We start from the raw sequence: 26,084 nt of genomic DNA on the forward strand, positions 1-26,084 counted from the left end.
GCGCCACAGGCGCCCGTTCCGCATCGATGATTCGCTCGCTACGCTCGCTCACGCAGACCCTTCCTCATAGATCACCTCGCCACGCAACACCGTGCGCCGACACACCGGCAACGGCGTCACATCGTCCGCACCCCGCGCCTCCGGATCCGACGCCTGCAACACCGGCAGACCCCGATCCACCCCCGCCGGCGTCGCCCACACCGCGAACGTCGCCGCCGCCCCCAACGCCAACACACCCTCACCGTCGCGATGCACCGCCCGCCACCCACCCCGGGTATGCGCCGCGAACGCCGCCCGCACACTCATCCGCTGCACCGGACTGTGATGCGCCACCGCCGCCCGCACCGAACCCCACGGATCCAGCGGCGTCACCGGCGAATCCGACCCGAACGCCAACGCCACCCCGACCGAGTGCATCGCCCCCACCGGGTTCGACTCCAACGACCGGTCCAACCCCAACCGCGACTCATACATCCGACCCGCGCCACCCCACAACCGGTCGAACGCCGGCTGCACGCTCGCCACGATCCCGAACTCCACGAACCCGGCGATCAACCGCCTACTCATGATCTCCGCATGCTCCACCCGATGCCGCGCCGCCCGCACCCGGTCCGTGCCCAACCGCTCCGCCGCCCCCGCGAACCCCTCCAACACCGTCGAGATCGCCGCGTCCCCGATCGCGTGGAACCCGCCCTGCATCCCGTGCGCCGCACAGTCCAACAAATGGTCACGCACCTGCTCCGCGCTCACATACCCGTGCCCACACGCCCCCGGCTCCCCGTCCAGGTACGCCCCCGACAGATGCGCCGTCCGCGACCCCAACGCCCCGTCCGCGAACAGATCCCCACCGGCACCCACCGCACCCAACTCCCGGGCCCGCGCCGCACCACCCAACTCACCCCAGTACCCGTACACCTCCGGCACCCCGACACCCGACAACGCCAACAGACCCGCGAAGTCCTCCTCGTCAGAGATGTCCGGCCCACCACACTCGTGCACCGCCGCGATCCCCAACGACGCCGCACGCGCCAACGCCACCCGCTGCGCGGCAACCCGCTGCACCCGCGTCACCGACGCCAACGCCGCCGCCCGCACCACGTGGTGCGCGTCCCGCCGCAACCACCCCGAAGCGTCGAACCCCAACGCCCCAGCCGCCTCCGGACACGCCGCCAGCATCGCCTCCGACACCAACGCCGAATGGATCGACGCCTGCGACAGATACACCCGCCGCCCCCCCGCCGCCCGCCCCAACCCGGCCCCGTCCGGCAGCGCCCTGTCCACCCAACCCGACTCGTCCCAGCCGTGCCCCAGCACCACCGCATCAGCCGGCAGCCCCGCCGCGAACCCCGCGACGGCGTCCAACAACCCACCCGCCGACCGCACCCCCGACAGGTCCAGCCCCGACAACGCCAACCCGGTGTCCGTCGCGTGCACGTGCGCGTCCACGAACGCCGGCGTCACCAACGCCCCGCCCAGATCCACCACCCGATCCGCCGCCGGCGCGTCCGCGTCGACACCCAACCAGGCAATCCGCCCGTCCCGCACCAACAGCGCGGTGGCACCCGGATCGGCCGGACAATGCAGCACGCCACCGCGGTACAACGTCACCGGGCGCGTCGTCGAGGGGTTCGTCATGGCTCTCAGTCTGCCGCCAACCGCGCCTCGAAGAGACCACGCACGCCCGGCTCCGACCGCAACAACCCCAACGCCAGCTCCGCGTGCCCCGGCACATACCCGTTGCCCACCAGCATCGTCACGTCCGCCGCCAACCCCTCCGCGCCCAGCGCGGCGGCGGCGAAGCTCGTCGCCATCGAGAAGAAGATCACCGTCCCGCCGTCCGCCGTGGCCAGCACCGCACCGTGCTCACAGCCCGGCACGTCCACGCACACCACCGTCACGTCCGCCGGCACCCCCAGCGCCGCCGTCACCGCCGACGACAACGCCACCGGATCCCGCGCGTCGGCCAACGCCACCTCCGTGGCCAGGCCCGCCGCCACCAACGCGTCCCGCTCCGCCGCCACCGGCACCACCCCGACCGTACGACCCGCGCCCGCCTGACGCGCCGCCGCCAGGGACAACGACCCGCTCTTGCCCGCCCCGCCGATCACCGCCACACGCACCGGCGTCGGATCGCACTCCCACTCCCGCCGCTGCACATGCTCGTGGACCACCCGCGCGGTCAACGCCGGCGCACCGCACACGTCCAGCACGGCGAGGGACAACTCCGGGTGCAGATCCGCCGGCAGCACCGCCGCGATCGACCGGGCGAACAGGATCGCGTACCCGTCGCACGGCACCTGCTCGCTACGGCCGTCCCAGCGGGCCAGCCCGTCGGTGATCGTCAGCGGGGTCAACGTCAGCGACACCAGCGTCGCCACCCGGTCGCCCGCCTTCAGCCCCAGCGGGGAGCGCCGCCCCGCCTCCTCGACGGTGCCGATCAGCATCCCGCCCGACCCGGTCACCGGGTTCTGCATCTTGCCCCGGGTGGAGACGATCTCCAGGACCTCGGCGCGGACCTTCTCCCCGTCCCCGCCGTGCTTCTCCCACAACTGCCGGAAGCTCGCCGCATCCAGGTTCAGCCGCTCGACCCGGATCCGCACCTCGTTCGGCGCGATCGTCGGACTGGCGTCCAGCCGCCACGCCGCCTGCGGCAGCACCCCCGCCGGTTCGACAACGCGGTGCAGACCCACCGGTGACGTCACGCCGACCTCCCCTGTCCAGCCGCCCGAAGCCCTGGCCAGGACTCGCGTCGCGGGAAAACTTACGGCAGAATAATTTCTTCACCGGATATTTTCCAGTAGCCTACGGCCTGCTGATCATCCGCACCACGCACCGAGGAGGGGCCGTGACCCAGACCCAACCGGTTGAGACCATCCCTCAACCTCGTCACGCCCCGGTCGCCGTACCGACCGCCGGGCAGCCGTACGAATACCGCCGCAGCCCCCTGGTCGAACCCGACTGGACCCGCTTCCCCGGCTGGCGCCATGTCACCCGCGAGCAGTGGGAGAACGCCCAGTGGCAGCGCGTCAACTGCGTCAAGAACATCAAGCAGCTCCGCGCCGTCCTCGGCGACACCGTCGACGAGTCCTTCTACGCCGACCTCGAGGCCGACCAGAAGGCCCTGGCCACCATGTCCATGCTGGTGCCGCCACAGATGGTCAACACCATGGTCCCGTTCGCGCCGATGACCACCGAGGCGTTCCTCGCCGACCCGATCCGGCGTTACATGATCCCCGTGGCCGCAGACCGGCGCACCGACTGGCCCTCCCACCCGTACGCCAGCCGCGACTCCCTGCACGAGCACGACATGTGGGTCGCCGAGGGCCTCACCCACCGCTACCCCACCAAGGTCCTCGCCGAGCTGCTCTCCACCTGCCCCCAGTACTGCGGGCACTGCACCCGGATGGACCTCGTCGGCAACTCCACCCCCGCCGTCGACAAGCTCAAACTCACCCTCAAGCCCGTCGACCGGTACGACGCCCACATCGCCTACCTCAAGGCCCACCCCGGCGTCCGTGACGTCGTCGTCTCCGGCGGCGACGTGGCCAACGTGCCGTGGCGCAACCTCGAGTCGTACCTGATGCGGCTGCTGGAGCTGGAAACCGTCCGCGACATCCGGCTCGCCACCAAGGCCCTCATGGGCCTGCCCCAGCACTGGCTCCAGCCCGACGTCGTCGAGGGCCTGGAACGGGTCGCCCGCACCGCTGCCCGACGCGGCGTCAACCTGGCCATCCACACCCACGTCAACCACGCCCAGTCGATCACCCCGCTGGTCGCCCGGGCCGCCCAGACCGCTCTCGACGTCGGCGTCCGGGACGTCCGAAACCAGGGCGTGCTCATGCGCGGCGTCAACGCCACCGCCCCCGACCTGCTCGACCTCTGTTTCGCGCTCCAGGGCGAGGCCGGCATCCTGCCGTACTACTTCTACATGTGCGACATGATCCCCAACGCCGAGCACTGGCGGGTCCCCGTCTGGCACGCCCAGCAGCTCCAGCACGACATCATGGGCTACCTGCCCGGCTACGCCACCCCGCGGATCGTCTGCGACGTCCCGTTCGTCGGCAAGCGCTGGGTGCACATGCTCACCGAGTACGACCGCGAGCGCGGCATCTCGTACTGGACGAAGAACTACCGCACCTCGATCGAGTCGGCCGACCTGGAGGCGCTCAACAAGCGCTACGCCTACTACGACCCGATCGACACGCTGCCCGCCTCCGGGCAGCAGTGGTGGCGCGAGCACCGCGAAGACTGAGTCCCGCCGCTCGACCCCGAGTCCGGCCCCCGGCGTCAGCCGGGGGCCGGTTCGTTTTCGGATTCGGTGCGGTGGGTTACTTCCCGTATGGCGTCCTAGGACACTAGGTGTTGCGTCGGGACGACGATGTCGGCAGGGTCACCCCGGCGGCGCATCGCGATCACCGAGTCGGTGACAGTGACGGTCTCGCCGCTCGGGGCCGGCACCGTCCGCCGCACGGCGTCCACCCGGTGCCGGGCCCACTCCCCCGGTGCCAGCTCCAGCCCGGTAAGGGTCTCCTCGGGCGTGGGGAACCGGGGATGGTCCTCGTGGTGCCCCGGCGCCGACGCGTGCTCCACGATCAGCAGGAGACCTCCCGGCGCCACCGACTCGGCCGCCAGGCGCAGCACGCGGTGCCGGGCGAAGTCCAGCGGAGACTGTAGGTACTGCGCCGACACCAGGTCGAAACGCCCGTCGGGGAACGACGACTCCAGGTCGTGCCGGGCGACCTCGACCAGGTGGCCCACCCCCGCCTCCGTGGCGTGCGCTGCCGCCCGGGCGAGCGCCGTCGGCGACACGTCGACCGCGCGCACCCGCCAGCCGCGCCGCGCCAGCCACACGGCGTCCGCTCCCTCGCCGCAGCCCAGGTCCAGCGCGGTGCCTGCCGGCAGGTCCGCGTCGAGCCCGGTCAACACGTCGGCGAGCGCGGCGTTGACCTGCCCGCTCCACACCCGCTCCCGCGACCGGTAGTGCCCCTCCCAGAACTGCTCCGTGCCCACATCCGCCGTCATCGGACCACCTCCGCCCCGAGCCTGCCCCGGCAGACCGCACCGCCGCAAATATGTTTGCCGAAACGGCAAGTCCGCAGGCACCCCGGACACGAAGCGGCGGGCCCGGAGAGCAGTTCCGCTCCGGGCCCGCCGTGGTCGGGTCACTTCGTGAACGCGTCCCGGCCGGCGTCCTTGACGTGCTCGCCCATCTGCCGGGCCTGCGCGTCGCTCTGCTGGGTGGCGCCCTCGGCCCGCATCCGCTCGTTGTCGGTGGCGTCGCCGATCCGCTCCTTGGCGGCGCCGGCCAGCTCCTGGGCCTTGTTCTTCGCCTTGTCGGTGAAGCTCATCTCGGACTCCCCCTCTGCTCCGCGGTGTCCGGGCCATTCGGCTCCGGCAGCGGGTATGCCCGGCCGGTGCGGGACGGAAACGTGTGTGCCCGCATACCCCGTACGGCATCCTAGGAGGCTAGGTGAAGTCGGGAACGGTGGGCGGCGGGGCCTGGTTGACTGGGCGGATGGGAGAGATCGCGCTCGTCCGGCACGGCGAGACCGAGTGGAGCGCCAGCCGCCGGCACACCTCGTACACCGACCTGGACCTCACCCCCGACGGCGAGCGCCAGGCCCGCGCGCTGGGCGGCGTCCTCGGCGGCTGGCGATTCGCCCGGGTGCTGTCCAGCCCGCGCACCCGGGCGCTGCGCACCGCGCGGCTGGCCGGGCTGGCCGTCACCGCCACCGACCCGGACCTGGCCGAGTGGAACTACGGCGAGTACGAGGGCCGGACCACCGCCGACATCCAGGCCGACCGCCCGGGCTGGGACATCTGGACCGACGGCTGCCCGGGCGGGGAGTCCCCCGCCGAGGTCGGCGAGCGGCTGGACCGGGTACTCGGCCGGATCGCCGCCCTGCTCGACTCCGGCGACGTCGCCCTCGTCGGCCACGCGCACAGCCTGCGGGTGCTCGGCGCCCGGTGGATCGGGCTGCCGCCGGCCGCCGGCGGGCGGCTACGGCTGGACACGGCCACGGTCAGCGTGCTCGGTCACGAACACGGACGACGGGTCATCCAGCGGTGGAACCAGTCGGCTCCCCCGCCGCCCGGGGCCGACGCGTCGGCGGCTCGCCACTGATCTTCGGCGGCCGGTTCTCGTACGGGGTGGACAGGACGACCGTGGTGCGGGTGGTGACGTTCGCGGAGGTGCGGATCTCCTGGAGCACCCGTTCCAGGTCCGCCGGGCTGGCCACCCGCACCAGCAGCAGGTAGAAGTCCTCCCCCGCCACCGAGTAGCAGGAGTCGATCTCCGGCAGGTGGGCCAGCCGTTCCGGGGCGTCGTCGGGCTGCGACGGGTCGAACGGCCGGATCGCCACGAACGCGGTCAGCGGCAGGTCCAGCGCCTCGAAGGACACCCGGGCCGCGTACCCCTTGATCACCCCGCGATGTTCCAGCCGGCGGACCCGCTGGTGCACCGCGGACACCGACAGGCCCACCTTCTCCGCCAGATCCGTGTACGACAGCCGCCCGTCGGCGGTCAGCGCCGCGACGATGGCCCGGTCGATCTCCTCCACGGCGTGCAACCTACCCGCAAACGCGGTCCCACGCGACGACGACCCCACCGGGCGTGACACCCAGCGGACCACCCGGTCACGCACCGCGTCCGCGACCAGGTCAGCGACCTGGCCGCCGCCCCGGGAGGCGGCAACCCCGGGCCGGGCTAGCCCCTCGCCAGGTCCCGGGAGATGACCAGGCGCTGGATCTGGTTGGTGCCCTCCACGATCTGGAGCACCTTGGCCTCCCGCAGGTACCGCTCGACCGGGTGGTCGGCTACGTAGCCGGCACCGCCGAGCACCTGCACCGCGTTGGTGGTCACCCGCATCGCCATGTCGCTGGCGAACAGCTTGGCCTTCGCCGCCTCGATCGAGTACGGCCGGCCGGCGTCGCGCAGCCGGGCCGCGTGCAGCGTCAGGGCCCGGGCGGCGGAGATCTGGGTGGCCGCGTCGGCCAGGAGGAAACCGAGGCCCTGGAAGTCGACGATGGCCCGGCCGAACTGCTGCCGCTCGCGGGCGTAGCCGACCGCGTAGTCGAGGGCGGCCTGGGCCAGGCCGACGGCGCAGGCGGCGATGCCGAGCCGGCCGGAGTCCAGGGCGGACATCGCGATGGTGAAGCCCGCCCCCTCCCCGCCGATCAGCCGGTCGGCCGGCACCCGGGCGTCGTCGAAGGCGATCTGCGCCACCGGGGAGGCGCGCAGGCCCATCGTCCGCTCGGCGGCCTGCGGGGCGATGCCGGGGGTGTCCCGGTCGGCCAGCAGACAGGAGATGCCCTTCGGGCCGGGCCCACCGGTACGGCAGAAGACGTTGTAGAAGTCCGCGACCTGGGCGTGGGTGATCCAGGCCTTGGTGCCGGTCACGACGTAGGAGCCGCCGTCGCGGACGGCCCGCGTGGTCAGCGCCGCCGCGTCCGAGCCGCCCTGCGGCTCCGAGAGGCAGTACGCGCCGAGCAGCTCGCCGCCGATCATGTCGGGCAGCAGCTTGCGCTGCTCGTCGGTGCCGAACTGGGCGACCGGGTAGCAGGACAGCGTGTGCACGCTGACCGCCTCGGCGACGGCGAGCCACCGGCTGGCGAGGATCTCCAGCACCTGGAGGTAGACCTCGTACGGCTGGGCGGCGCCGCCGTGCTCCTCGGGGTACGGCAGGCCGAGCAGGCCCGCGCGGCCGAGGGTGCGCAGCACCTCGCGGGGGAACTCGGCACGCTGCTCGAATCCGGCGGCCCGGGGCGCGAGTTCCCGGTCGGCGAGTTCGGTGGCCAGGGCGAGCAGGTCGTGGGCCTCGTCGGTGGGCAGGATCCGGTCGACAGTCATAGCGCGATGAGCTCCGTGGGGGTGGTGTTGAGCCGGGTCACGCCGTCCGTCGTGCAGACGACGATGTCCTCGATCCGGGCGCCGTGCCGGCCCGCGAGGTAGATGCCCGGCTCGACGGAGAACGCCATGCCGGGTTCCAGCGGCCGGGGGTTGCCGGCGACCACGTACGGGTCCTCGTGGCCGTCCAGCCCGATGCCGTGGCCGGTGCGGTGCAGGAACGCCGGGCCGTACCCGGCGGCGGTGATCAGGTCACGGGCGGCGGCGTCGACGGCCTCGGCGGTGACGCCGGGACGGACCGCGGCGACGGCGGCGGCCTGGGCGGCGTGCAGCATGGCGTAGTAGTCGGTGAACTCGGCCGGGGGCAGGCCGCCGGGGACGTACGTGCGGGTGCAGTCGGAGCGGTAGCCCGACGGCATGGTGCCGCCGATGTCGACCACCACGGGTTCGCCGGCGCCGATCGGCCGGTCGGAGGTGCCGTGGTGCGGGCTGGAGCCGTTGGGGCCGGCGGCGACGATGACGAAGTCGACGGTGACGTGGCCGGCGGCGCCGATCGCGGCGGCGATGTCGCCCGCCACCTCGGCCTCGGTGCGGCCGGGGCGCAGCCACTGCCCCATTCGCGAGTGCACGGCGTCGATGGCGGCGCCGGCCTCGGCGAGGGCGGCGACCTCGGCCGGGGACTTGCGGATGCGCAGCTCGCGCAACACCTCACCGGCGAGGCGCTGCGCCGCGGCGGGCAGCAGGGCGCGCAGGGCGAGGACCTGCTCGGCCCACATCCGGTCGGCCAGGCCGACGGCCGCGACCGGCCCGTCGAGGGCGGCGGTCACCAGCGGGTACGGGTCGGCGCCGTCGGGGTGGTCGACGATCCGCACGCCGGTGGCCGGGGCGGGGGACGCCTCGGCGGCGGGGCGTTCCAGGGTGGGCACGATCAGCGTCGGCTCCCCCCGGGCGGGCAGCACCAGGCAGGTCAGCCGCTCCCCGGCGGGTGCGTCGTAGCCGGTGAGGTAGCGCAGGTCCGAGCCGGGGGTGAGCAGCAGCGCGTCGAGGCCAGCGGCGGCGGTGGCGCGCTGCGCGGCGGCCAGCCGGTCGGCGGGGTACAGCCCGTTGGTTCCCACCCGGTCAGCTTAACGGTCGTTTGGTAGGTCCCGAGACCCGGCTCGGCCCCGCGGCGGCTTGGCGGGTCCCGCGCTGGTCGAGGGGGAGACAGTCGCTGGTGCAACCGCCCCCACTGGGGGTATAACCATCTCATAACCCGTTGCTAACCCCACTGGGAGGCGACCGTGCCGAAGATCAATGTGTACCTGCCCGACGAGCTGGCCGACGCGGTCCGGGACAGCGGCGTGCCGGTGTCGGCGATCTGCCAGCGCGCGCTGGAACAGGCCGTACGCCAGGTCACCGCCATCCGGCAGACCGCCCTGGGCGACCTGGGGGCCGACGACCTGGGCGAACGGCTGCCCCGGTTCACCGCGCGGGCCCGCACCGTCGTCACGCTGGCGATCGACCGGGCCCGCGCCGCCAGCGCGACATCCGTGGGCACCGGCGACCTGCTGGCCGGCATGCTCGCCGAGGGCCAGAACCTGGCGCTGCACGTGCTGCGGGCGATGGAGATCGACCCCGCACACGTCCAGCGCGACCTGGACCGGCACCCCGCCACCGAGCAGGGCCCGACGGGCCGGGACTCGCTGCACCCCAGCACCCCCGCCGCCGGAGCGCTCGAACTGACGACGACCGAGGCCATCGCGCTGGGGCACAACTACGTGGGCTGTGAACACCTGCTCCTGGGCCTGGTCACCGAGCCCGACGGCACCGCCGGGCAGGTGCTGCGGGCGTTGGGCGCCGAGCCCCGGCTGGTCCGGCGGGCCGTGACGGCGGCCCTGGCCGGCTACCTGCACCTGCGCGCCCAGACCCCCGCCGCCGGTGCCGGCGACCCGACCCAGGCGCTGGCCGCGGCGGTGCACCAGCAGCTCCAGCCGCTCGTCGCACGCGTCGAGAAGCTGGAGCGGCGGCTCGACGCCGCGCCCGGACAGCGGTGACCGCGACCGTGCGGGCACCGAGCCCCCGGCCCGGCGCCGACTGACACCCCCGCACACCCGCGCCGAGAACGGAGGAAAGTCGAGGGCGCCCGGAGCTGGTTCGACCAGCGGTGACCGGGCGCCCGGCAAAGCCGCCCGGGCCGGAGCCCGCGTCGATAGCCTGGACCCGCGCCGACACCGCAGCGGCGGGCGGCGACGGCGGAAGGTGGGCGGCGCGGGTGGCGGACGGCGAGCGGGAACGGGACGCGCGGCGGCGACGTCGGCTGCTCTGGGCCGGCATCCTCGCGGTGGCCGGGCTGGCGCTGCTGGCCGTCGGCCTGACGGTCGCCAACGGCGCGGTCGCCTGGCTGGAGGCGGCCGTCGCGATCGTGCTGCTGGTGGCGAGCTTCGCGGTGCAGCGCCTGGCCCGCAAGGAGACCCTGTACCGGCGCGACGGGTCGACCTGACCGCCGCGTCGCAGCCGGATCGTCGCACGGTTGTGCCAGGCTGTCCGGCGTGGCACACCGACCCCCGATCCTGCTGATCGACGCCCCCAGCCTCTACTTCCGGGCCTACTTCGGCGTCCCCGAGTCCGCGGCGAAGGCCGAGGACGGCACCCCGGTCAACGCGGTGCGCGGCTTCCTCGACATGCTCGCCACGCTGATCCGCACCCGCCGTCCCGACCGGATGGTCTGCGCGATGGACCACGACTGGCGACCGGACTGGCGGGTGGCGCTGCTGCCGTCGTACAAGGCGCACCGGCTCGCCCCGGCCGGCGGCGAGGTGGTGCCCGACACCCTCACCCCGCAGATTCCGGTGATCCTGGACGTGCTGGCGGCGGTCGGCATCACCACCGTCGGCGCCGCCGGCTACGAGGCCGACGACGTGCTGGGCACGTTGTCGGTGACCCAGCCGGCCCCGGCGGAGGTGGTCTCCGGCGACCGCGACCTGTTCCAGCTCGTCGACGACGACCGTGGGGTGCGGCTGCTCTACGTGGGGCGGGGCGTGGCCAAGCTGGAGGACTGCGACGACACCGCCGTGCGGTCCCGCTACGGGGTCCCCGCCAACCGGTACGCCGACTTCGCGGCCCTGCGCGGCGACCCGAGCGACGGGCTGCCCGGGGTGCCGGGCGTCGGGGAGAAGACCGCCGCCCGGCTGGTCGACCGGTACGGCGACCTCGACGGCATCCTCGCCGCCCTCGACGACCCGGGCTCCGGCTTCGCCCCCGGCCTGCGGGCCAAGCTCGACGCCTCCCGCGACTACCTGGCCGTCGCGCCGAAGGTGGTGCGGGTGGCGCTGGACGTGCCGTTGCCAGAGCTGCCGACCGCGCTGCCGGGCTCGCCGGCGGCCCCGGAGCGGCTGCTGGAGCTGGCCGAGCGGTGGAACCTCGCCGGCTCCTGCCGCCGGCTCGTCGACGCCCTGGCCGCCCAGGGCTGACCCGCCGTCCATCCGAGCAGGGCGCGAGATCCCCGCCGACGCGCCGGGCCCCGAGGCGGGCCGCCGGGCGCGATGGGCCTCGGTCCGGGCGCGGCGACGGGGCCGAGTGGATCCGGCGCGGGCGGCAGGAGCCCCGGGGCACCACCGCCCCGGGGATCAGCGCGGCGGGGTGTCCCGGCGGGACGGGAAGGCGGTGCCCGGCCGGGCCAGGGTGCCCCGGGCGCGCAGGCCGACCGGGTCCGGGGCCGGCTGCGCCTCGGCGACCGGCACGGCCCCGGCGGGCCCCCGGCGCGCGTCGAGGTACGCCGCGCCGGCCCGATCCTCGTCGGTGGGCGCGGCGAGCAGGGCGTACACCAACCCCACCACCACGAGGATGACAGCGAGGACGATCGGCACCAGCAGGGTGCTGAACCCGGCGCCGGTGACCTCGCCACGCTGCTCGTGCAGGTGCACCGACAGGGCGCTCATGCCGGTGAAGTGCATGCCGTTGACGGCGACGCCCATCACCAGCGCGGAGGCGGCGATCGCCAGCGCACGACGGACGGTGACGGCCAGCCAGAGCGCCACGGTGGCCGCGACCACGGCGATCAGCACGGACAGGGCGACCCGGACGCCGTCGTAGCCGAGGGAGCCGTTGAGCCGCATCGCCGCCATGCCCGTGTAGTGCATGGCGGCGACCCCGGCCCCGGTGAACAGGCCGCCGGCGACGACGCGGAGCACGGAGAGCCGGCCGGTGCCGACGATGGCCAGGCCGATGCCGACGGCGACGACGGCGATGAGGGCGCTGGCCACGGTGATCGGCACGTCGTAGCGGATTCGGGTGCCGTCGACGGCGAAGCCGAGCATCGCCATGAAGTGCATGCTCCAGATGGCGGTGCCGCCGATCGCCCACGCGGCCAGGGTGCCCCACCAGGCCCGCTGCCCGGCCGTGCCGGCGGTCCGGATCCGCCCCGCGCAGACCAGGCCGAGAAACGAGCCCAACACCGACAGCGCGTAGCTGAGGGCCGGGGTGATCCACCCGTACTCAAAGTGATTGATCTCCGCCACCGGGCTGTCCCCTCGCCTGATTACCGGCGCGTACACGGTGCGCCGAAAACATGATCGGGGACCGCTTGGGCTGTCGCAATGGCACCCCCGGGCAATTCGGGGGTGCCATTGCGGTAACCGTCCGATGCGTCGATCAGCGTCGGCGATGACCGGGCGTGATGATCAGGCGCTGGCGTGGTAGGCGAGGACGCCCCGGTTCACGGCGGCGATGGCCTGCCGGGCGGTGGCCCGCAGCTCGGTGGACGCCCCGCCGGAGTCGGCGAGCTGGCCGAGCAGGTCGACCACCTGCCGGGCCCAGCGGACGAAGTCGCCGGCCGGCATCTCGCCGTCGATCTGGTGGCCGCTGGCCAGCACCTTCGCCAGCGCCTCACCCCGCGCCCAGCGGTAGACCGGCCAGGCGAAGCCGAGGTCCGGCTCGCGGGTGACCGTGAGGCCCCGGGCAGCCTCGTCGGCCTCGATCTCCCCCCACAGCTTCAGCGTCTCCTCGACGGCCTCGGCGACCGGCCCGCGCGGCAGCGACGCCCGCTCGTCGACGTCCCGGCGGGCCTCGAAGACCACCACCGAGACGGCGGCGGCCAGCTCCGACGGCGACAGGCCGTCCCAGACGCCCCGGCGCAGGCACTCGGCGACCAGCAGGTCGGCCTCGGTCCAGATCCGGCCGAGCATCCGCCCGGCGTCGGTGACCGCGCCGTCGGCGGACAGGTAGCCGCGCGCGGTGAGCAGCGCGACGATCCGGTCGAACGTGCGGGCCAGCGAGCCGGTGCGGCCGGCGACCCGCTGGCGCAGCTCCTCGGTGTCGCGCTCCAGCCGGCGGCGGCGCTCGGCCCAGCGGGCGTGCTCCTCCCGGTCCGGGCAGGCGTGGCAGGGGTGCCGGCGCAGCTCGGAGCGGAACTGGCTGATCGCGTGGTCCTCGCCGCCGCCCTGCCGGGACCGGCCGCCGCGGCGCCCGCCGTGCCGGTCCAGCCCGGTGCCGCCGACCTCGGCGGCGAGGTCCCGGCGGGCCGCCGGGGAACGGTGGTTGAAATGCTTGGGCACCCGGATGCGGGCGAGCACCTCGGCCGGGGCCGTGAAGTCGCCGGGGCCGACCCGGCCGGCCCAGCGGTCCTGGGTGAGCACCAGCGGGCGGGGCTCGCCGAACCCGCCGGTGGCCGGGTCGAGCACCACCGCGAGGCCGGCGCGCCGCCCGGACGGCACCCGGATCACGTCGCCGACGCGCAGCCGCTCCAGCGAGGCCACCGCGGCAGCCTTGCGCTGCTGCTGGCCCTGCCGGGCGATGGCCCGTTCCCGGTCGGCGATGGCCACCCGCAGGGCGAAGTACTCGTCGAAGTCGCCGTGGTGGCAGGCCCCCTCCGCGCCGTAGGCGTCGATGGTCTCGGTGTTGCGCTGCACCTGGCGGGCCAGGCCGACCACCGACCGGTCCGCCTGGAACTGCGCGAACGAGGACTCCAGCAGCGCCCGGGCCGGCTCCGCGCCGACGGTGCCGACGAGGTTGACGGCCATGTTGTAGGACGGGCGGAAGCTGGAGCGCAGCGGGTAGGTGCGGGTGGAGGCCAGGCCGGCGACGTGCCGGGGGTCGGTCTCCGGGGACCAGACGACGACGGCGTGCCCCTCCACGTCGATGCCCCGGCGGCCGGCGCGGCCGGTGAGCTGGGTGTACTCCCCCGGGGTGAGGTCGACGTGGGCCTCGCCGTTGAACTTCACCAGCCGTTCGAGCACGACGCAGCGGGCGGGCATGTTGATGCCCAGGGCCAGGGTCTCGGTGGCGAAGACCGCCTTGACCAGGCCACGGACGAACAGCTCCTCGACGATCTCCTTGAACACCGGGAGCATGCCGGCGTGGTGGGCGGCCAGCCCGCGCTCCAGGCCGTCGAGCCACTCCCAGTAGCCCAGGACCGTCAGGTCCTCGCCGGGGATGGCGGTGACCCGGCTCTCGACGACCCGGCGGATCTCGGCGCGTTCCTCGGGTGAGGTCAGCCGCAGGCCGGCGGCGAGGCACTGCTGCACGGCGGCGGCGCAGCCGGCGCGGCTGAAGATGAACAGGATCGCCGGGAGCAGCCCCTCCCGGTCGAGCCGGTCGACGATGTCGGGGCGCAGCGGGCCACGCCAGCGGGGGCCGCGCCGCCCGCCGCCGGGTCCGGCGCTGCGGCCCTCGCCGAGCTCCAGCCGGCGCATCGTGTCGCGGGTGTAGCGCAGCAGCTCGGGGTGCACGTCGTGCTTGCGGGCGGCGTCGGCGTCGTGGAACAGGTCGAACATCCGCTTGCCGACCAGCATGTGCTGCCACAGCGGCACCGGCCGGTGCTCGCTGACCACCACCGCCGTCTCGCCGCGCACGGTGACCAGCCAGTCGGCGAACTCCTCGGCGTTGGAGACGGTCGCGGACAGCGAGACCAGGGTGACCGAGGCCGGCAGGTGGATGATCACCTCCTCCCACACGCCGCCACGGAACCGGTCGGCGAGGTAGTGCACCTCGTCCATGACCACGTAGGCCAGGCCCTGGAGGGTGGCCGAGCCGGCGTAGAGCATGTTGCGCAGCACCTCGGTGGTCATCACCACCACCGGGGCGTCGCCGTTGATGGCGTTGTCGCCGGTGAGCAGGCCGACCTGCTCGGCCCCGTAGCGGTCCACCAGGTCGTGGTACTTCTGGTTGGACAGCGCCTTGATCGGGGTGGTGTAGAAGCACTTGCGCCGGGTGGGCGCCGCGCCGGGGCCGTCGGCGTCCGCCGGCTGGTCGGGCACGCCGCGCAGGGCCAGGTGTACGGCGAACTCGCCGACCACCGTCTTGCCGGCGCCGGTGGGGGCGCAGACCAGCACCCCGCTGCCCCGTTCCAATGCCTGACACGCCTCCCGTTGGAAGTCGTCGAGATCGAACCCCAGGTCAAGGGCGAACTCGTCCAGCGCCGGGAACTGTGAGGCCTGCGCGGCCCGGCGGCGGGCCGCGGCGTACCGCTCGGCGGGGCTCGACATGTCGTCAAGATTAATGCGTGCGCCACGGGCGCACCGGTCAAGGCCGTCCGACACCGGGGTACAGGGCGGTCGGTAGGGTGCACGGCGTGCCGGACCATGCCGAACCGCCCCGCCCGATCCCGCCGCGCGGCATCGACGCCGCTGGCAGCGCCCAGGCGTCCCGCCGGCCCGTGGAGGCGGTGCTGTTCGACTTCCACGGCACCCTCGCCCAGGTGGAGGAGCCCCGCGACTGGGTGCTGGCCGCCGCGGCTGCCTGCGGGGCGACCCTGGAGCGGGCGCGGGCCACCGGCCTGGCCGACCGGCTGCTCACGGCGGGCCGGGCGGGCGGGCCGCTGCCGGCCCGGGTGCCGCCGGCGCTGGCCGAGCTGTGGGCCGACCGGGACCTCTACCCGCACGCCCACCGGGGTGCGTACACGGGGCTGGCGGCGACCGTGGACGCCGGGATCGACGGGCTGGCCGACGCGCTCTACGACCGGGTGCTGGTGCCCGAGGGCTGGGTGCCGTACCCGGACACCGCGCCGACCCTGGCGGCGCTGCGGGAGGCCGGGGTGAAGGTGGCGGTGGTCAGCAACATCGGCTTCGACATCCGGCCGTTCTTCGCCGCCTGGGGGCTCGACGGGCTGATCGACGCGTACGCCCTGTCGTACGAGGTGGGGCGCTGCAAGCCGGACCCGGGGATCTTCTGGCGGGCCTGCGGGATGCTCGGGGTGGACCCGGAACGGGCGCTGATGGTGGGCGACACCGCGGCCGACGCCGGGGCGGTGCGGGCCGGCTGCGCGGTGCTGGTGCTGCCCGAGGCCGAGCCGGGCCGGCCCAACGGGCTGGGCTCGGTGCTCGGCCTGGCCCTGCCGCGCTGACCCGCGCGGTGGTGGCGGGGGGTTGTCCGGCCGCCGGGTGCCCGCGGCGGTGCGCAGCGGGTAGCCGTACCCGCCGGGCTACGGCGCGGTGGGCCGGGTCGACTGGGCGCCCGCGTCGGGCCCGGCGGCACGCAGCAGCCGGACCGCGCCCGGCACGGCGGTGACGGTCACCGGCAGGTCGAGGGCCCGCTCGCCGTCGGCGTACGTGGTGATGCCCTCGGCGGCCAGCTCGACGGTGCGCGCCCGGTGGGTCCGCACCAGCGGATGCCGCACGTGGGTGCCCCGGTAGATGCGCGGCTTCACCCGGACCAGGGTGCGCCGGTCGAACCGGCCGCCGATCACCACGTCGAGCAGTCCGTCGGTCGGGTCGGCGTCCGGGCAGATCCGCATCCCGCCGCCGTAGCTGGCGCAGTTGCCGACCGCGACCAGCACCGCGTCGACCTGCAACGGCTCTCCGTCGAGGCGCAGCGTGTACCGGCGCGGACGCAGCCGGGCCAGCTCGACCAGGATCGCCAGGTCGTACCGGCGGGGGCCACGCGGGCGGCGCATCCGGTTGGCGCGCTCGTTGACGATCGCGTCGAACCCGGCGGCGAGCACCGCCCCGTACCAACGGGGCATGCCGTCCGGCCCGGTCATCCGGGCCAGGTCGACCGGGCTGGTCCGGCCGGTCCGCAGGGCGGCGGCGATCGCCTCGGCGGCGGCGAGCGGGTCGGCGGGGAAGCCGGTGTCGGCGGCGAAGTCGTTGCCGGTGCCGGCCGGGACCACCCCGAACGGTACGGCCGTGCCGGCCACCGCCTGTAGGCCGCGGTGCACGGTCCCGTCCCCGCCCACCGTCACCAGCGCGGCGGCCCCGGCGGCCAGCGCCCTGTGGCACGCGCGTTCCGCCTGGTCGGCCGTGTGCGCCTCCAGCAGGCGCACCGGCCGGCCCGCCCGGGCCAACCGCTCCAGCACGCCGGGCAGCAGTCCCCGGTGCCGTCCGCGGCCGGCCGTCGGGTTGGCGAGCACGGCGATGGGCCCCTCGGGGGGCGGGCCCGGGGCGGGGTGGTCGGCGGCGGTCACGGCGAGCACCGTACCGCCGGGCGGGCGCCGCGATCATCCTCCTGCGTGCCCGAAAACCACCCGCCCTGCGGCGGCGGGGTCCCGACCTGGGCACGCCAGGGATTGACTGCGGTGGGTAACCGTGCTAAATGGCACGGGAATTGCCATGAAAACAGTGGAGACGGACCCATTAGCGACGCCACGGGGCAGTCCGTGACCGGGACGTGACACATTGCCTTTCGTCGTTTAATAATGGCTGCCGCAATGATCCGTCACGGGTCGGGTGCAGGGTCACCGACGCCGATCGAAGGGGAACAATTCCGTGAAGCGGGACCACTCACCCGTACTGCCGGGCGACGGCGCCACCGACTACGCACGCTACATGAGCACGGATGTGCTGCTGGAGCTCCAACGCCGCCCGGAGCAGATGATCCACCGTGATGAGCTGCTCTTCCAGGTGGTGCACCAGTCCACCGAGCTGTGGCTGAAGCTGGCGGGAGCCGAGCTGGCCGAGGCGGGCGCCCGGGTCGATGCCGACGAGCCGGCGGCGGCGGAGTCGCTGCTGGCCCGGGCGACGCTCGCGATGCGGCTGGTCACCGACCAGTTGGCGATGTTCCGGTTCCTGTCCCCGGCGGACTTCCAGGCGATGCAACCGGCGCTGGGCAACGGGTCCGGGGCCGAGTCGCCCGGCTGGCGCCGGGTGCAGGCCGAGAGCCGCCAGCTCGGCCGGGCCTTCACCGATCACCTCGCGCGGCGCGGGATCGACCTGTCGACGTTGCGCCAGGCGGACCCGACGGACCCGGCGCACCGGCTGGCCGAGGCCATGGTGGAGTGGGACGAGCGGGTCGCGTTCTGGCGGGTGCGGCACTACCAGGCCGCCATCCGGGTCGGTGGCCACGGCGTCGCCGGCACCGAGGGCAGCCCGGCCACCATGCTCGCCAGGCTGATCGACCACCGGTTCTTCCCCGAGTTGTGGCAGGCGCGCGTCGCCCCCGCCGCGCCGGCCGGTGACATTTCCCACCCGGAACGGCCCTGAAGGGATCCCACCGGCCCGGAAATCGCCAGAACGTCACCGTCCGTGTTTTACATAATTGTAATGTCGAGGTGCGGTTCGTGCGCGAGCTGACGAGCTGGCTGTCCGGTGGAGCCGATCCCGACAGTTTTCCCTACCTCCCGGTGACGGCGGAGTTCCACCGGACCGGCAAACACTTCGTCGGTAAGGAGTTGCTCGCCCTCCTCGACGAGGCCAGGGCGCACGTCGCCGCCCGGGCGGCCGGCGCCGGGCCGGCGGAACCCGGCCCCGTCCGGCTGCTGCGGGACTTTCTCGACGTCGCACTCGACAAGTGGGACAGCCGGTACGACTACCGCAGCTATCTCGCGTTGCGCCTGCTCGGGCTGCCCTGCGGCGACGACGGTGAAGACGGCGGGCCGGTGGCGGGGCGGGCCGCCCGGCGCGACCGCGACCGGCTCCTCGTGCGACTGGTCGCCGACGCGCTGGGGTTCGAGCTGGCCGCCTCCGCCGGCGCCACCGACCTGCTGCCCGAGCAGCGGCCCGGGCCGGCGCTGGTGGCCAAGCGCCACCGGCTGGGCGTCCGGGCCGTCGCCCCCGCGTTGTCCCGCCTGGGCCTGACCGCAGGGGTCGACGATCCCCAGCCGGCGGGGGCCGCCGCGGCGCTGCGCGCCCTCGCCGCCGCCGACCTCAGCGCCGCCGAGGAGCGGGCGCTGCGGCTGAGCATGCTGCCGGTGTACCTGTCGCACGACGAGTACCTGTTCATCCGGGTGCTCCAGGCATACGAGTGCACCTTCGCCGGGCTCGCCGACGAGCTGCGCGCGACGATCGACGCGCTCGACGCGGGCCGGGCCGCCGCGGCGGCGGAACGGTTGGCGTACGCCCGGGACCAGCTCGCCACGGCCGCGCCCCTGTTCTCGCTGCTGGCAAGCATGCAGCCGGAGTCGTTCCGGACGTTCCGGGCGTACACCGAGGGGGCCAGCGCGATCCAGTCCCGCTCGTACAAGCTGATGGAGTCGCTGTGCCGTACCCCTGAGGAGTCCCGGCTGGACTCGGCCGCCTACCGGTCGGTGCCCGAGGTGCGCGACCGGGTGCGCGCCGGGCGGCCGTCGGTCGACGCGGCGCTGCGGGCGGCGGTCCGCGCCGGCCGGCTGGCCGGGGCGGACCGGGCCCTGGTGGAGCGACGGATGCGCGAGTTCGCCGCAGCGGTGCTGCAGTGGCGGCGCACCCACCACCGGCTGGCGGTCCGGATGCTCGGCGAGCGGCCCGGCACCGGCTACACCGAGGGGACCCCCTACCTGGCCGAGGTCCGCGCGATCCCGGTCTTCACCGCCGTCGCCGCCGACCCCGACCCGGCGGACCCGTCCGAACCGAGTGGAGGCTGTCCCGAGTGAGCGCACCCGAACTGGAGTCCGCGATGGGCGGGCCGCGGTGTCTCGACGCCGCCGCGCACGCCGCGCTACGCGCCGAGTTCCCCCTGTTGGAGACCTATCTCTATCTGAACAACAACTCGACCGGCGCGGTGCCGCGGGGCGCGCAGGGCGTGCTCACCGGCTACTGGGACACGCTGCGCACCTGGCGTGACGACGTGTGGCAGGGCTGGCACGAGGGCCTCGACCGGTACGCCGACGGGCTGGCCGCGTTCATCGGCGCCCTGCCGGGCAGCGTGGTCACCGACGCGAACCTGAGCACCCTGCTCAGCCGGGTCGCGTCCTGCTTCGACTACCGCCCGCCGCGCGACCGGGTCGTCATCACCGACCTGGAGTTCCCGACCGTGCCGTTCGTGTGGAACGCGTTCCGCCGCTACGGCGCCCGGCTCGACGTGGTCGGCACCGGCGGCCCCGACTTCGACGAGGACGCGCTCCTCCGGCGCGTCGACGAGCGGACGCTGCTGGTGTGCGTGCCGCACGCCAGCTTCTCCTCCGGGGCCACCATCGACCTGCCCCGCCTGGTCACACGCGCCCACGACGTGGGCGCGCTGGTGGTGGTGGACGCCTTCCAGAGCGTCGGGGTCATGCCGCTGGACGTGACGGCCCTCGGCGTCGACGTCGTCCTCGGCGGCGCGCACAAGTGGCTGTGCGGGGTCGGCACCGCCTTCCTGTACGTCCGCCCGGACCTGGCGCCGGCCCTGGAGCCGGCGGCGACCGGCTGGCAGGCCGGTGACCGGGCGTTGACCTTCCGGCCGTCGACCGGCTGGGCGGACGGCGCCCAGCGGTTCGCCGGCGGGACCCCGTTCCCACTCACCTCGCTGGTCTCCCAGGTCGGCCTGGACCTGCTGGCCGGCGTGGGTATCGCCGCGATCCGGGAGCACTCCCTGGCCTGCACGTCCCGGATCCTGGCCCGGGCCGCCTCCGCCGGCATCGCGGTGGTCAGCCCGACCGAGCCGCACCGGCGCGGCGGCGTCGTGGCCCTGGACGTGCCCGCCGGTGAGGCGGTCAAGCGGCGGCTGGCCGCGCGGGACGTGATCTGTAGCTGGCGGGGCTACCTGCGGGTCGGCCCGCACGTCTACAACACCCTCGACGAGGTCGACACGTTCATGGACGCGCTGGAAGAGGAGCTGGGCCGATGACCGTCACGCTGTCGCCGCGAGCACTGATGAGCCTGCTCGCCAACGGCACCAAGGCCATGGACGTGCTGGAGACAGCGCTCGCCATGGGCCTGCTCGACGTGCTGGAGCCGGGTCCGGCCGTCCTCGGTGAGCTCGCCGAGAAGTTCGGGGTGCGGCCGTTGCGGCTGTACAAGTTCCTGGACTGCCTGGAGAGCCTCGGGTTCGTCGAGCGGGACGAGCCCGGCGACGACATCACCGCGGCCCGCTACCGGGCCGTGCCCGGGCTGCGCGCCGCCGTGGCGGCGGTCGCCGGGCCGGACTCGATCGAGCGGGACCGGGACCGCTACCCGTGGCGGCTGCTGCACGGCCGGCTCGCGGAGAGCCTGCGCGGCGAGGTCGGCATGACCGACGACGACTTCGCGTGGCCGCCGCGCGACGACGAGCAGACCGCCGCCTTCGAACGCAGCATGGCCGTCGGCCTCGGCCCGGTGGTCGAGACGGTCCACCGGCACGCCGACCGGCTGTGGTCGGACCGGCGCCGCCTGCTCGACGTCGGTGGCGGCGACGGCACGCTCGCCGCGCGGGTGCTCGACGACGCCCCGGGGCTGCGGGCCGACGTGTACAACCTGCCGGCGGTGGCGCCGCTGGTGGAGCGGATGCGGGTCCGGTCCGGCCATTCGGACCGGCTGGGGTTCGTCGGCGGTGACTTCCTCGCCGAGCCGCTGCCCTGCGGCTACGACGCGTTGGCCTTCGTGCGGGTGCTGCACGACTGGCCGAACGACGTGGCCCGCACGCTGGTCGAGAAGGCGTACGCCGCCCTCGCGCCGGGCGGGCTGCTGCTGATCTGCGAGGAGTTCCGCACCCCGGACCGGCTGGCGATGCAGTTCTTCTGGAGCTACTTCCTCATCGGCGTCGACAGCTGTGTCAGCCGGCTGCGGGAGGTGGAGTTCTACACCGGCCTGCTCAAGGAGGTCGGCTTCGTCCGGGTGGCGGTGCTGCCCGGCGGCTGGGAGCTGGTCACCGCGTACAAGCCGCCGAACGCGCCGTGAGCCGGACGGCGCTCCGGCCGCCCGGCGCGGGGCGGGCGGCCGGAGCCGGGCGGCGTCAGGCCCGGCGGCCCACCACCGCGCCGTTGGCGCCCGGGGCGTCGAACCAGACGGTACGCACGTCGACGAAGCCGGCGTCGGCGAGCCACGCCGCGTACTCGGCGCGGGAGTAGTTCTTCCCGCCCTCGGTCTCGATCAGCATGTTCATGCCCATCAGGGCCGCCTCCGGCGGGCCGGTGCGCTCGTCGTTGAGCAGCAGCTCGCAGACGACGACCGCCCCGCCGGGGGGCAGCGCCGCGTGGCACTTGGCCAGCAGCGCCCGGTTCGTCGGCTCGTCCCAGTCGTGCAGGATCATGCTGAGCAGGACGACGTCGTGCCCGTCCGGCAGCGCCGGGTCGGCGAGGAAGTCGCCGCCGACCGTGCCGATCCGCCCGGTCAGGCCCTCCGCCGCGATCCGCTCGTCGGCCTTCGCGCAGACGTGCGGCAGGTCGAAGACGGTCGCGCGCAGCCCGGGCAGCCGGCGGCAGAGCTCGACGGGAAACGCCCCGGCACCGCCGCCGACGTCGAGCAGCCGGCTGTGCGCGCCGAAGTCGTACGCGTCGGCCAGGGCACGGGCCGTGAAGCTGGAGGTGGAGAACATCGCGTCCCAGAACTGGGCCACCATGTCCGGGTCGGCGGTGTCGAACATCGACTGCTGCGCCTGCGGGTCCCAGGTCAGCGGCCGGTTGCCGCGTAGCGCCTCCCCCACCCGGTGCCAGGGCAGGTAGGTGCGCAGGTCGGAGTAGCGCACCTGCGCACCGAAGTAGTACGGGCGGCCCTCGACCAGGAACTGCTCGGCCAGCTCGGTGTTGCGGTAGCCGTCGCCGGACCTCTCTAGCAGGCCCAGCGACGCGCACGCGGCCAGCAGCAGGTCCGCCGGGCGCTCGTCGAGGCCGAACTCGTCGGCGGCCTCGGCGACGGTGATGGTCCGGCCGCCGGCCAGCCGGGTGAACAGGCCGAACTCGACGCCGACAGCGAGGGTCTTGAATCCCCAGACGCCGGCCACGAGGCGCATGAGTGGGGTTGGAGTGATCATGGACAGATAAGATCACAGATGTCTGACTGTCCACAGTGGTCGTTCGGCGTGTCGGCCCAGAGCCTGACCGCGACCGTGGGGCCACCCGGCCCGGCCCGGCGACCACACTCCACCACCCTGACACCTCGCGCTGGTCTGCATATACATGACGGCCACGGCCGTCTCACTCGCGCGGATCGACTGCGGGACGCCCTCGCCGGCGAGCCGTTCCAGCGGGGCATCCCGGCGCTCTTCGCTCCATGACGGGTCTCGAACTGGCCGATGGTTCTCTGACCGGCCTGCTCGCGTGGTTCTCCCTGATCCACGTCCCCGACGACGAGGTCCCCACGGTCATCGCCGAGTTCTTTCGGGTGCTGCGGCCTGGCGGGGCCCTGCTGCTGGGCTTCCATGCCGGCGACGGCAGCAAGCTCAAGACGGAGGGCTACGGCGGCCACCCCATGAGTGTCTACGTGCACCGTCGGTCACCGGCCCGGGTCGCGACCTGGCTGGACGCTGCCGGTTTCACCGTCTTGGCGGAGATGTTGCATCGCCCGGCCCCGAACGTCGAGGGTGGCTTCGTCTTCGCCCATCGGTGAGGTAGACGGAAAGGCATCGGTGATCGAGGTCGCCGACAGGGCACACGCCTGCTCACCACCTTCGACATTCTGCCTCGGTGCGACGCCTACGTTCGATATCAGAGGGCCTGCGCGGCACGCCATCCCCACCTTGTCCGATGCCCGATTCTCGGCAGGACCGCGCGTCGAGGGCCGCCCGACCCATCACTCAACGTGACGCACCATCGGTGGCAGAACAGTCACGCATGGCGGAGGCAGTCGGGTCCGTCACCGTCGCACACCCGACGCGGGTTGCCATCGACGGACCGCCCACCACCGGCAAGACCACCCTCGCCGACGAGCTGGCCGTCGTATTGCGCGAACAGGGCCGCGACGTCATCCGCGCGACGATCGACGATTTCCTCTTCCCCCGGGCACAGCGCTATCCGCGCGGCGAGTACTCGGCCGAAGGCTGCTACTTCGACACCCACGACTGCCCCCGCCGACGCCGTACTGGTCTTCGACGGCGTCGTCCTCATGCGCCCGGAACTGATTGATCGATGAGAGCGCCGGGTGTTGTCTCGAGCCGACGTCGAACGGCGCTGGCGCGAGCGTTACATCCCCTCCCAACAGTTCTACTTCGCTACGGTCCGCCCGACCCATCACGCCAACCTCATCGTGCACACGACGAGCCCCAGCAGCCGGCCTGGGAGACCCAAACACACTGACCACTCTCAATTCGTCCGGTAACGCGGGGCAAGGCCATCGCATGGTCGTGGATGCGGTCCCCGGCCGGCGGAAACGGTGGCCCAGACGGAACCGTGGGCGGCGGCCGATGACATGAGGGGCGGTGCCTATGGAGCTGAGTCGTTCACGTCATCACCGCCGGTCAGGCCACCACAGTTCGCGGTTACCAACCACCCCGTCAGGTCATGGCTGACGGTCGTGGCCGGCGGTCACCGATGGCGGCGGGCATGGCCGATGTCGTATCCGACTCAGCTCCATATGCACCGGAAGGCACACCTGCTGTGCAACAGCGCCCACGCCAGAAACCCCAGACTCCCTGACCGAAGCGCTCCCACCCGAAATTCGCACCCGCCGTGGGTGCCGAGGACGTGTCGGGCCGGCCGTCTCCCCACGCATGAGGCTGTGGGGGCGGTGGCCGGCGAGGCCACGTCACGGCGATCAGCAACGAGACGATCCGACGTGTCCCGCACGAACGTCGAATGTCGTGGCAGGCCACCACGACGTGGAAGGCCAGCCCCCTGGCACACCGCCAACCAGACCGAGCTGACCACCGGATTCACCACCGAATCCAAGCTCCGGCACCCGGATTACCCCTTCAAGACTGCATCCCGACAGCGGCTGGCCAGCCGGGGGGACTCGCGTCGAAACGACTACGCGCTCCTGCCAGTCGAGCGTGGCGGGTTTCATCCGATGCAGCACCCGCCATCGTCAACACGATCCTCCTGGTGGGCGCGCCGGTGGCATTGGCGGTACCGCCGGCGCTTCCACAAACCGTTCCACAGCCCCTTCCAGAACTCCTCCGCCCGCCGAGCCGTGTCGTCGCAGGTCAGCGCGCCGGCAACGGGCGTTACGGCGGGTTAACAGAAGTTCTCATCTGCGAACAGCTCTGACGGAGGGTCAGGCGAATCCGCACCGGCCCGTCCTCGTGCGGGGCGCGGTGGACGCGGTCGACGACCGCCTGCCGAGCGACGGTGACGCCGCTCACACCGGGGCGTGTGACACCCACCCCGTCCAGGGGTCGGCGGCGGCGGGTCGCGGCCGGCGGTGACGTCCCGTGGCGGCGGCCGGGAACCACGCGCCGTCGGCGAGCGACTATCGGTACATGCGGTGTGAGCAGTGGCGGGAGATCCTGTCGGCCCAGTTGGACGGGGAGGAGACCCCGGCCGAACGGGTCGCGGCCGAGGGACACCTGGACACGTGCGGTGACTGCCGGGCCTGGTACGACGTGGCGGCGGCGGTGACCCGGCGGGCGCGTACCCGGGTGGTGTCGCCGGTGCCCGACCTGGCCGACGCGGTCCTCGCCGCCGTCCCGGCCGGGGCCTCCCCCCGGTGGTGGACGCCCGCCTGGCGAGGCCGGCTGGCGGCCGGGCTGCGGGCGGCGCTGGGCCTGGTGGGCGCCGTGCAACTGGTGCTCGGGCTGACGCAGGTCGGGCGGGGCGCGGTCGTCGCGCACGCGCACGCCGCCGGCCAGCACCTGTGGCACGAGTCGGCGGCGTGGAACGTCGCCGTCGGCGCCGGGTTCCTGTTCGTCGCGGCGCGGCGGTTCCCGCCCGCCGGCGTGCTGCCGATGCTCAGCGCCTTCGTCGCGACGCTGGTGCTGCTGTCGGTGAACGACCTGATGACCGGCCAGGTGGCCGTGTCCCGGCTGGTCAGCCACGGTTTCCTGGTGGTCGGCTGGGTGCTCACCGTGCTGCTGTCGCGGCCCCGGCTGCGCCCGGGCGGTCCGTCGCCCGGGCAGGGGCGGTCGCGGGGTTCGCGCTGGCGGGTCGAGCCGGACCAGGCCGCGCCGCCGGCCCCGCTGCGCCTGGTGCCACCGCAGCCGTACGCCGCGCAGGCCAGCGACCGCCGGGCCGCCTGACCGGCCGCCGGAGGGCCGGCCCTCGGTGGGCGGGGCCGGCGCCGTCGGCGGGTCTCCCGGCCGCCCG

General features: G+C 73.8%; 22 protein-coding genes and 2 pseudogenes. 13 read left to right on the forward strand and 11 right to left on the reverse strand.

The features are described 5' to 3' along the window. Nucleotides 1–48: 48 nt before the first annotated feature. Entirely contained in the window at nt 49–1,635 is a 1,587-nt protein-coding gene (locus OOK41_RS19140; RefSeq protein ID WP_266266165.1) for an amidohydrolase, read from the reverse strand. A gap of 5 nt (nt 1,636–1,640) precedes the next feature. Further along, nucleotides 1,641–2,690 carry a zinc-binding alcohol dehydrogenase gene (locus tag OOK41_RS19145; protein WP_266267894.1) on the reverse strand — a complete coding sequence of 350 codons (1,050 nt, stop codon included), beginning with the start codon at nt 2,688–2,690 and terminating at the stop codon, nt 1,641–1,643. A gap of 155 nt (nt 2,691–2,845) precedes the next feature. On the opposite strand from OOK41_RS19145, the gene OOK41_RS19150 reads away from it, so the two are divergent. Continuing rightward, nucleotides 2,846–4,252 carry a KamA family radical SAM protein gene (locus OOK41_RS19150; RefSeq protein WP_266266166.1) on the forward strand — a complete coding sequence of 469 codons (1,407 nt, stop codon included), beginning with the start codon at nt 2,846–2,848 and terminating at the stop codon, nt 4,250–4,252. 95 nt (nt 4,253–4,347) lie between these two features. Here the strand turns inward: OOK41_RS19150 and OOK41_RS19155 are convergent, their stop codons facing one another. After that, entirely contained in the window at nt 4,348–5,022 is a 675-nt protein-coding gene (locus OOK41_RS19155) for a bifunctional 2-polyprenyl-6-hydroxyphenol methylase/3-demethylubiquinol 3-O-methyltransferase UbiG (protein WP_266266167.1), read from the reverse strand. A 140-nt stretch (nt 5,023–5,162) separates the two neighbouring features. After that, on the reverse strand, nt 5,163–5,348 hold the full coding sequence (locus OOK41_RS19160) for a CsbD family protein (protein ID WP_117670542.1): 186 nt from the start codon (nt 5,346–5,348) through the stop codon (nt 5,163–5,165). A gap of 167 nt (nt 5,349–5,515) precedes the next feature. Between OOK41_RS19160 and OOK41_RS19165 the strand changes: the two genes are divergently transcribed. Then, nucleotides 5,516–6,124, forward strand: coding sequence for a histidine phosphatase family protein (locus OOK41_RS19165; RefSeq protein ID WP_266266168.1), 609 nt, complete (start codon nt 5,516–5,518; stop codon nt 6,122–6,124). On the opposite strand, the gene OOK41_RS19170 is transcribed toward OOK41_RS19165, so the two are convergent. From OOK41_RS19170 to OOK41_RS19180, 3 genes are all read right to left on the reverse strand, one after another. Beyond that, nucleotides 6,057–6,560 carry an Lrp/AsnC family transcriptional regulator gene (locus OOK41_RS19170; RefSeq protein ID WP_117670546.1) on the reverse strand — a complete coding sequence of 168 codons (504 nt, stop codon included), beginning with the start codon at nt 6,558–6,560 and terminating at the stop codon, nt 6,057–6,059. The genes OOK41_RS19165 and OOK41_RS19170 overlap by 68 nt on opposite strands. 146 nt (nt 6,561–6,706) lie before the next feature. Then, a complete protein-coding gene (locus OOK41_RS19175) occupies nt 6,707–7,849 on the reverse strand; it encodes an acyl-CoA dehydrogenase family protein (protein WP_266266169.1) in 1,143 nt (380 codons plus the stop codon). After that, entirely contained in the window at nt 7,846–8,961 is a 1,116-nt protein-coding gene (locus tag OOK41_RS19180; protein ID WP_266266170.1) for a Xaa-Pro peptidase family protein, read from the reverse strand. The genes OOK41_RS19175 and OOK41_RS19180 overlap by 4 nt, the downstream gene beginning before the upstream one ends. A 165-nt stretch (nt 8,962–9,126) precedes the next feature. Here OOK41_RS19180 and OOK41_RS19185 point away from each other — a divergent pair, with 165 nt between their 5' ends. From OOK41_RS19185 to OOK41_RS19195, 3 genes are all read left to right on the forward strand, one after another. Then, complete coding sequence (locus OOK41_RS19185; RefSeq protein ID WP_266266171.1) at nt 9,127–9,879, forward strand: Clp protease N-terminal domain-containing protein; 753 nt, start codon at nt 9,127–9,129, stop codon at nt 9,877–9,879. 110 nt (nt 9,880–9,989) lie between these two features. Beyond that, nucleotides 9,990–10,325, forward strand: coding sequence for a DUF3040 domain-containing protein (locus tag OOK41_RS19190; RefSeq protein WP_266266172.1), 336 nt, complete (start codon nt 9,990–9,992; stop codon nt 10,323–10,325). 49 nt (nt 10,326–10,374) lie between these two features. Next, nucleotides 10,375–11,295: a 5'-3' exonuclease gene (locus OOK41_RS19195; RefSeq protein WP_117670556.1), complete on the forward strand. Its 921-nt coding sequence runs from the start codon at nt 10,375–10,377 to the stop codon at nt 11,293–11,295. Nucleotides 11,296–11,451: 156 nt separating this feature from the next. On the opposite strand, the gene OOK41_RS19200 is transcribed toward OOK41_RS19195, so the two are convergent. Together OOK41_RS19200 and OOK41_RS19205 are read right to left on the reverse strand one after the other, a co-directional pair. Next, complete coding sequence (locus OOK41_RS19200) at nt 11,452–12,342, reverse strand: MHYT domain-containing protein (RefSeq protein ID WP_266266173.1); 891 nt, start codon at nt 12,340–12,342, stop codon at nt 11,452–11,454. A 162-nt stretch (nt 12,343–12,504) separates the two neighbouring features. After that, nucleotides 12,505–15,306: an RNA helicase gene (locus tag OOK41_RS19205; RefSeq protein ID WP_117670559.1), complete on the reverse strand. Its 2,802-nt coding sequence runs from the start codon at nt 15,304–15,306 to the stop codon at nt 12,505–12,507. An 86-nt stretch (nt 15,307–15,392) separates the two neighbouring features. On the opposite strand from OOK41_RS19205, the gene OOK41_RS19210 reads away from it, so the two are divergent. Then, nucleotides 15,393–16,163: an HAD family hydrolase gene (locus OOK41_RS19210; RefSeq protein WP_117670670.1), complete on the forward strand. Its 771-nt coding sequence runs from the start codon at nt 15,393–15,395 to the stop codon at nt 16,161–16,163. A 78-nt stretch (nt 16,164–16,241) separates the two neighbouring features. Here OOK41_RS19210 and OOK41_RS19215 read toward each other — a convergent pair whose 3' ends face one another. Beyond that, complete coding sequence (locus tag OOK41_RS19215; RefSeq protein ID WP_117670561.1) at nt 16,242–17,231, reverse strand: diacylglycerol kinase; 990 nt, start codon at nt 17,229–17,231, stop codon at nt 16,242–16,244. A 292-nt stretch (nt 17,232–17,523) separates the two neighbouring features. On the opposite strand from OOK41_RS19215, the gene OOK41_RS19220 reads away from it, so the two are divergent. From OOK41_RS19220 to OOK41_RS19235, 4 genes are all read left to right on the forward strand, one after another. Further along, nucleotides 17,524–18,237: a tryptophan 2,3-dioxygenase family protein gene (locus OOK41_RS19220; protein WP_266266174.1), complete on the forward strand. Its 714-nt coding sequence runs from the start codon at nt 17,524–17,526 to the stop codon at nt 18,235–18,237. Nucleotides 18,238–18,305: 68 nt separating this feature from the next. Further along, complete coding sequence (locus OOK41_RS19225) at nt 18,306–19,604, forward strand: tryptophan 2,3-dioxygenase family protein (RefSeq protein WP_266266175.1); 1,299 nt, start codon at nt 18,306–18,308, stop codon at nt 19,602–19,604. Continuing rightward, a complete protein-coding gene (locus OOK41_RS19230; RefSeq protein ID WP_266266176.1) occupies nt 19,601–20,779 on the forward strand; it encodes an aminotransferase class V-fold PLP-dependent enzyme in 1,179 nt (392 codons plus the stop codon). The genes OOK41_RS19225 and OOK41_RS19230 overlap by 4 nt, the downstream gene beginning before the upstream one ends. Beyond that, nucleotides 20,776–21,807, forward strand: a complete 1,032-nt coding sequence (locus OOK41_RS19235) for a methyltransferase (protein ID WP_266266177.1) — start codon at nt 20,776–20,778, stop codon at nt 21,805–21,807. The genes OOK41_RS19230 and OOK41_RS19235 overlap by 4 nt, the downstream gene beginning before the upstream one ends. 55 nt (nt 21,808–21,862) lie before the next feature. Here the strand turns inward: OOK41_RS19235 and OOK41_RS19240 are convergent, their stop codons facing one another. Further along, nucleotides 21,863–22,879: a methyltransferase gene (locus OOK41_RS19240; RefSeq protein WP_266266178.1), complete on the reverse strand. Its 1,017-nt coding sequence runs from the start codon at nt 22,877–22,879 to the stop codon at nt 21,863–21,865. A 230-nt stretch (nt 22,880–23,109) separates the two neighbouring features. Here OOK41_RS19240 and OOK41_RS19245 point away from each other — a divergent pair. The 3 genes and pseudogenes from OOK41_RS19245 to OOK41_RS19255 form a co-directional block, all read left to right on the forward strand. After that, nucleotides 23,110–23,454: pseudogene (locus tag OOK41_RS19245) on the forward strand (methyltransferase domain-containing protein); the annotation flags it as partial. 224 nt (nt 23,455–23,678) lie between these two features. Beyond that, nucleotides 23,679–24,140 (forward strand): annotated as a pseudogene (locus OOK41_RS19250) (hypothetical protein). A gap of 1,121 nt (nt 24,141–25,261) precedes the next feature. Further along, complete coding sequence (locus tag OOK41_RS19255; protein WP_117670676.1) at nt 25,262–26,017, forward strand: zf-HC2 domain-containing protein; 756 nt, start codon at nt 25,262–25,264, stop codon at nt 26,015–26,017. Nucleotides 26,018–26,084 lie beyond the last annotated feature (67 nt).

Origin of the sequence: Micromonospora sp. NBC_01655 (assembly GCF_026339755.1) — a bacterium.
Classification (GTDB): domain Bacteria; phylum Actinomycetota; class Actinomycetes; order Mycobacteriales; family Micromonosporaceae; genus Micromonospora.

Excerpts from the sequence above, each read along its gene's own strand:
- OOK41_RS19140 (WP_266266165.1), bottom strand. The coding sequence starts at position 1,635 with ATGACGAACCCCTCGACGACGCGCCCGGTGACGTTGTACCGCGGTGGC.
- OOK41_RS19155 (WP_266266167.1), bottom strand. The coding sequence starts at position 5,022 with ATGACGGCGGATGTGGGCACGGAGCAGTTCTGGGAGGGGCACTACCGG.
- OOK41_RS19160 (WP_117670542.1), bottom strand. The coding sequence starts at position 5,348 with ATGAGCTTCACCGACAAGGCGAAGAACAAGGCCCAGGAGCTGGCCGGC.
- OOK41_RS19165 (WP_266266168.1), top strand. The coding sequence starts at position 5,516 with ATGGGAGAGATCGCGCTCGTCCGGCACGGCGAGACCGAGTGGAGCGCC.
- OOK41_RS19175 (WP_266266169.1), bottom strand. The coding sequence starts at position 7,849 with ATGACTGTCGACCGGATCCTGCCCACCGACGAGGCCCACGACCTGCTC.
- OOK41_RS19205 (WP_117670559.1), bottom strand. The coding sequence starts at position 15,306 with ATGTCGAGCCCCGCCGAGCGGTACGCCGCGGCCCGCCGCCGGGCCGCG.
- OOK41_RS19235 (WP_266266177.1), top strand. The coding sequence starts at position 20,776 with ATGACCGTCACGCTGTCGCCGCGAGCACTGATGAGCCTGCTCGCCAAC.
- OOK41_RS19240 (WP_266266178.1), bottom strand. The coding sequence starts at position 22,879 with ATGATCACTCCAACCCCACTCATGCGCCTCGTGGCCGGCGTCTGGGGA.
- OOK41_RS19255 (WP_117670676.1), top strand. The coding sequence starts at position 25,262 with ATGCGGTGTGAGCAGTGGCGGGAGATCCTGTCGGCCCAGTTGGACGGG.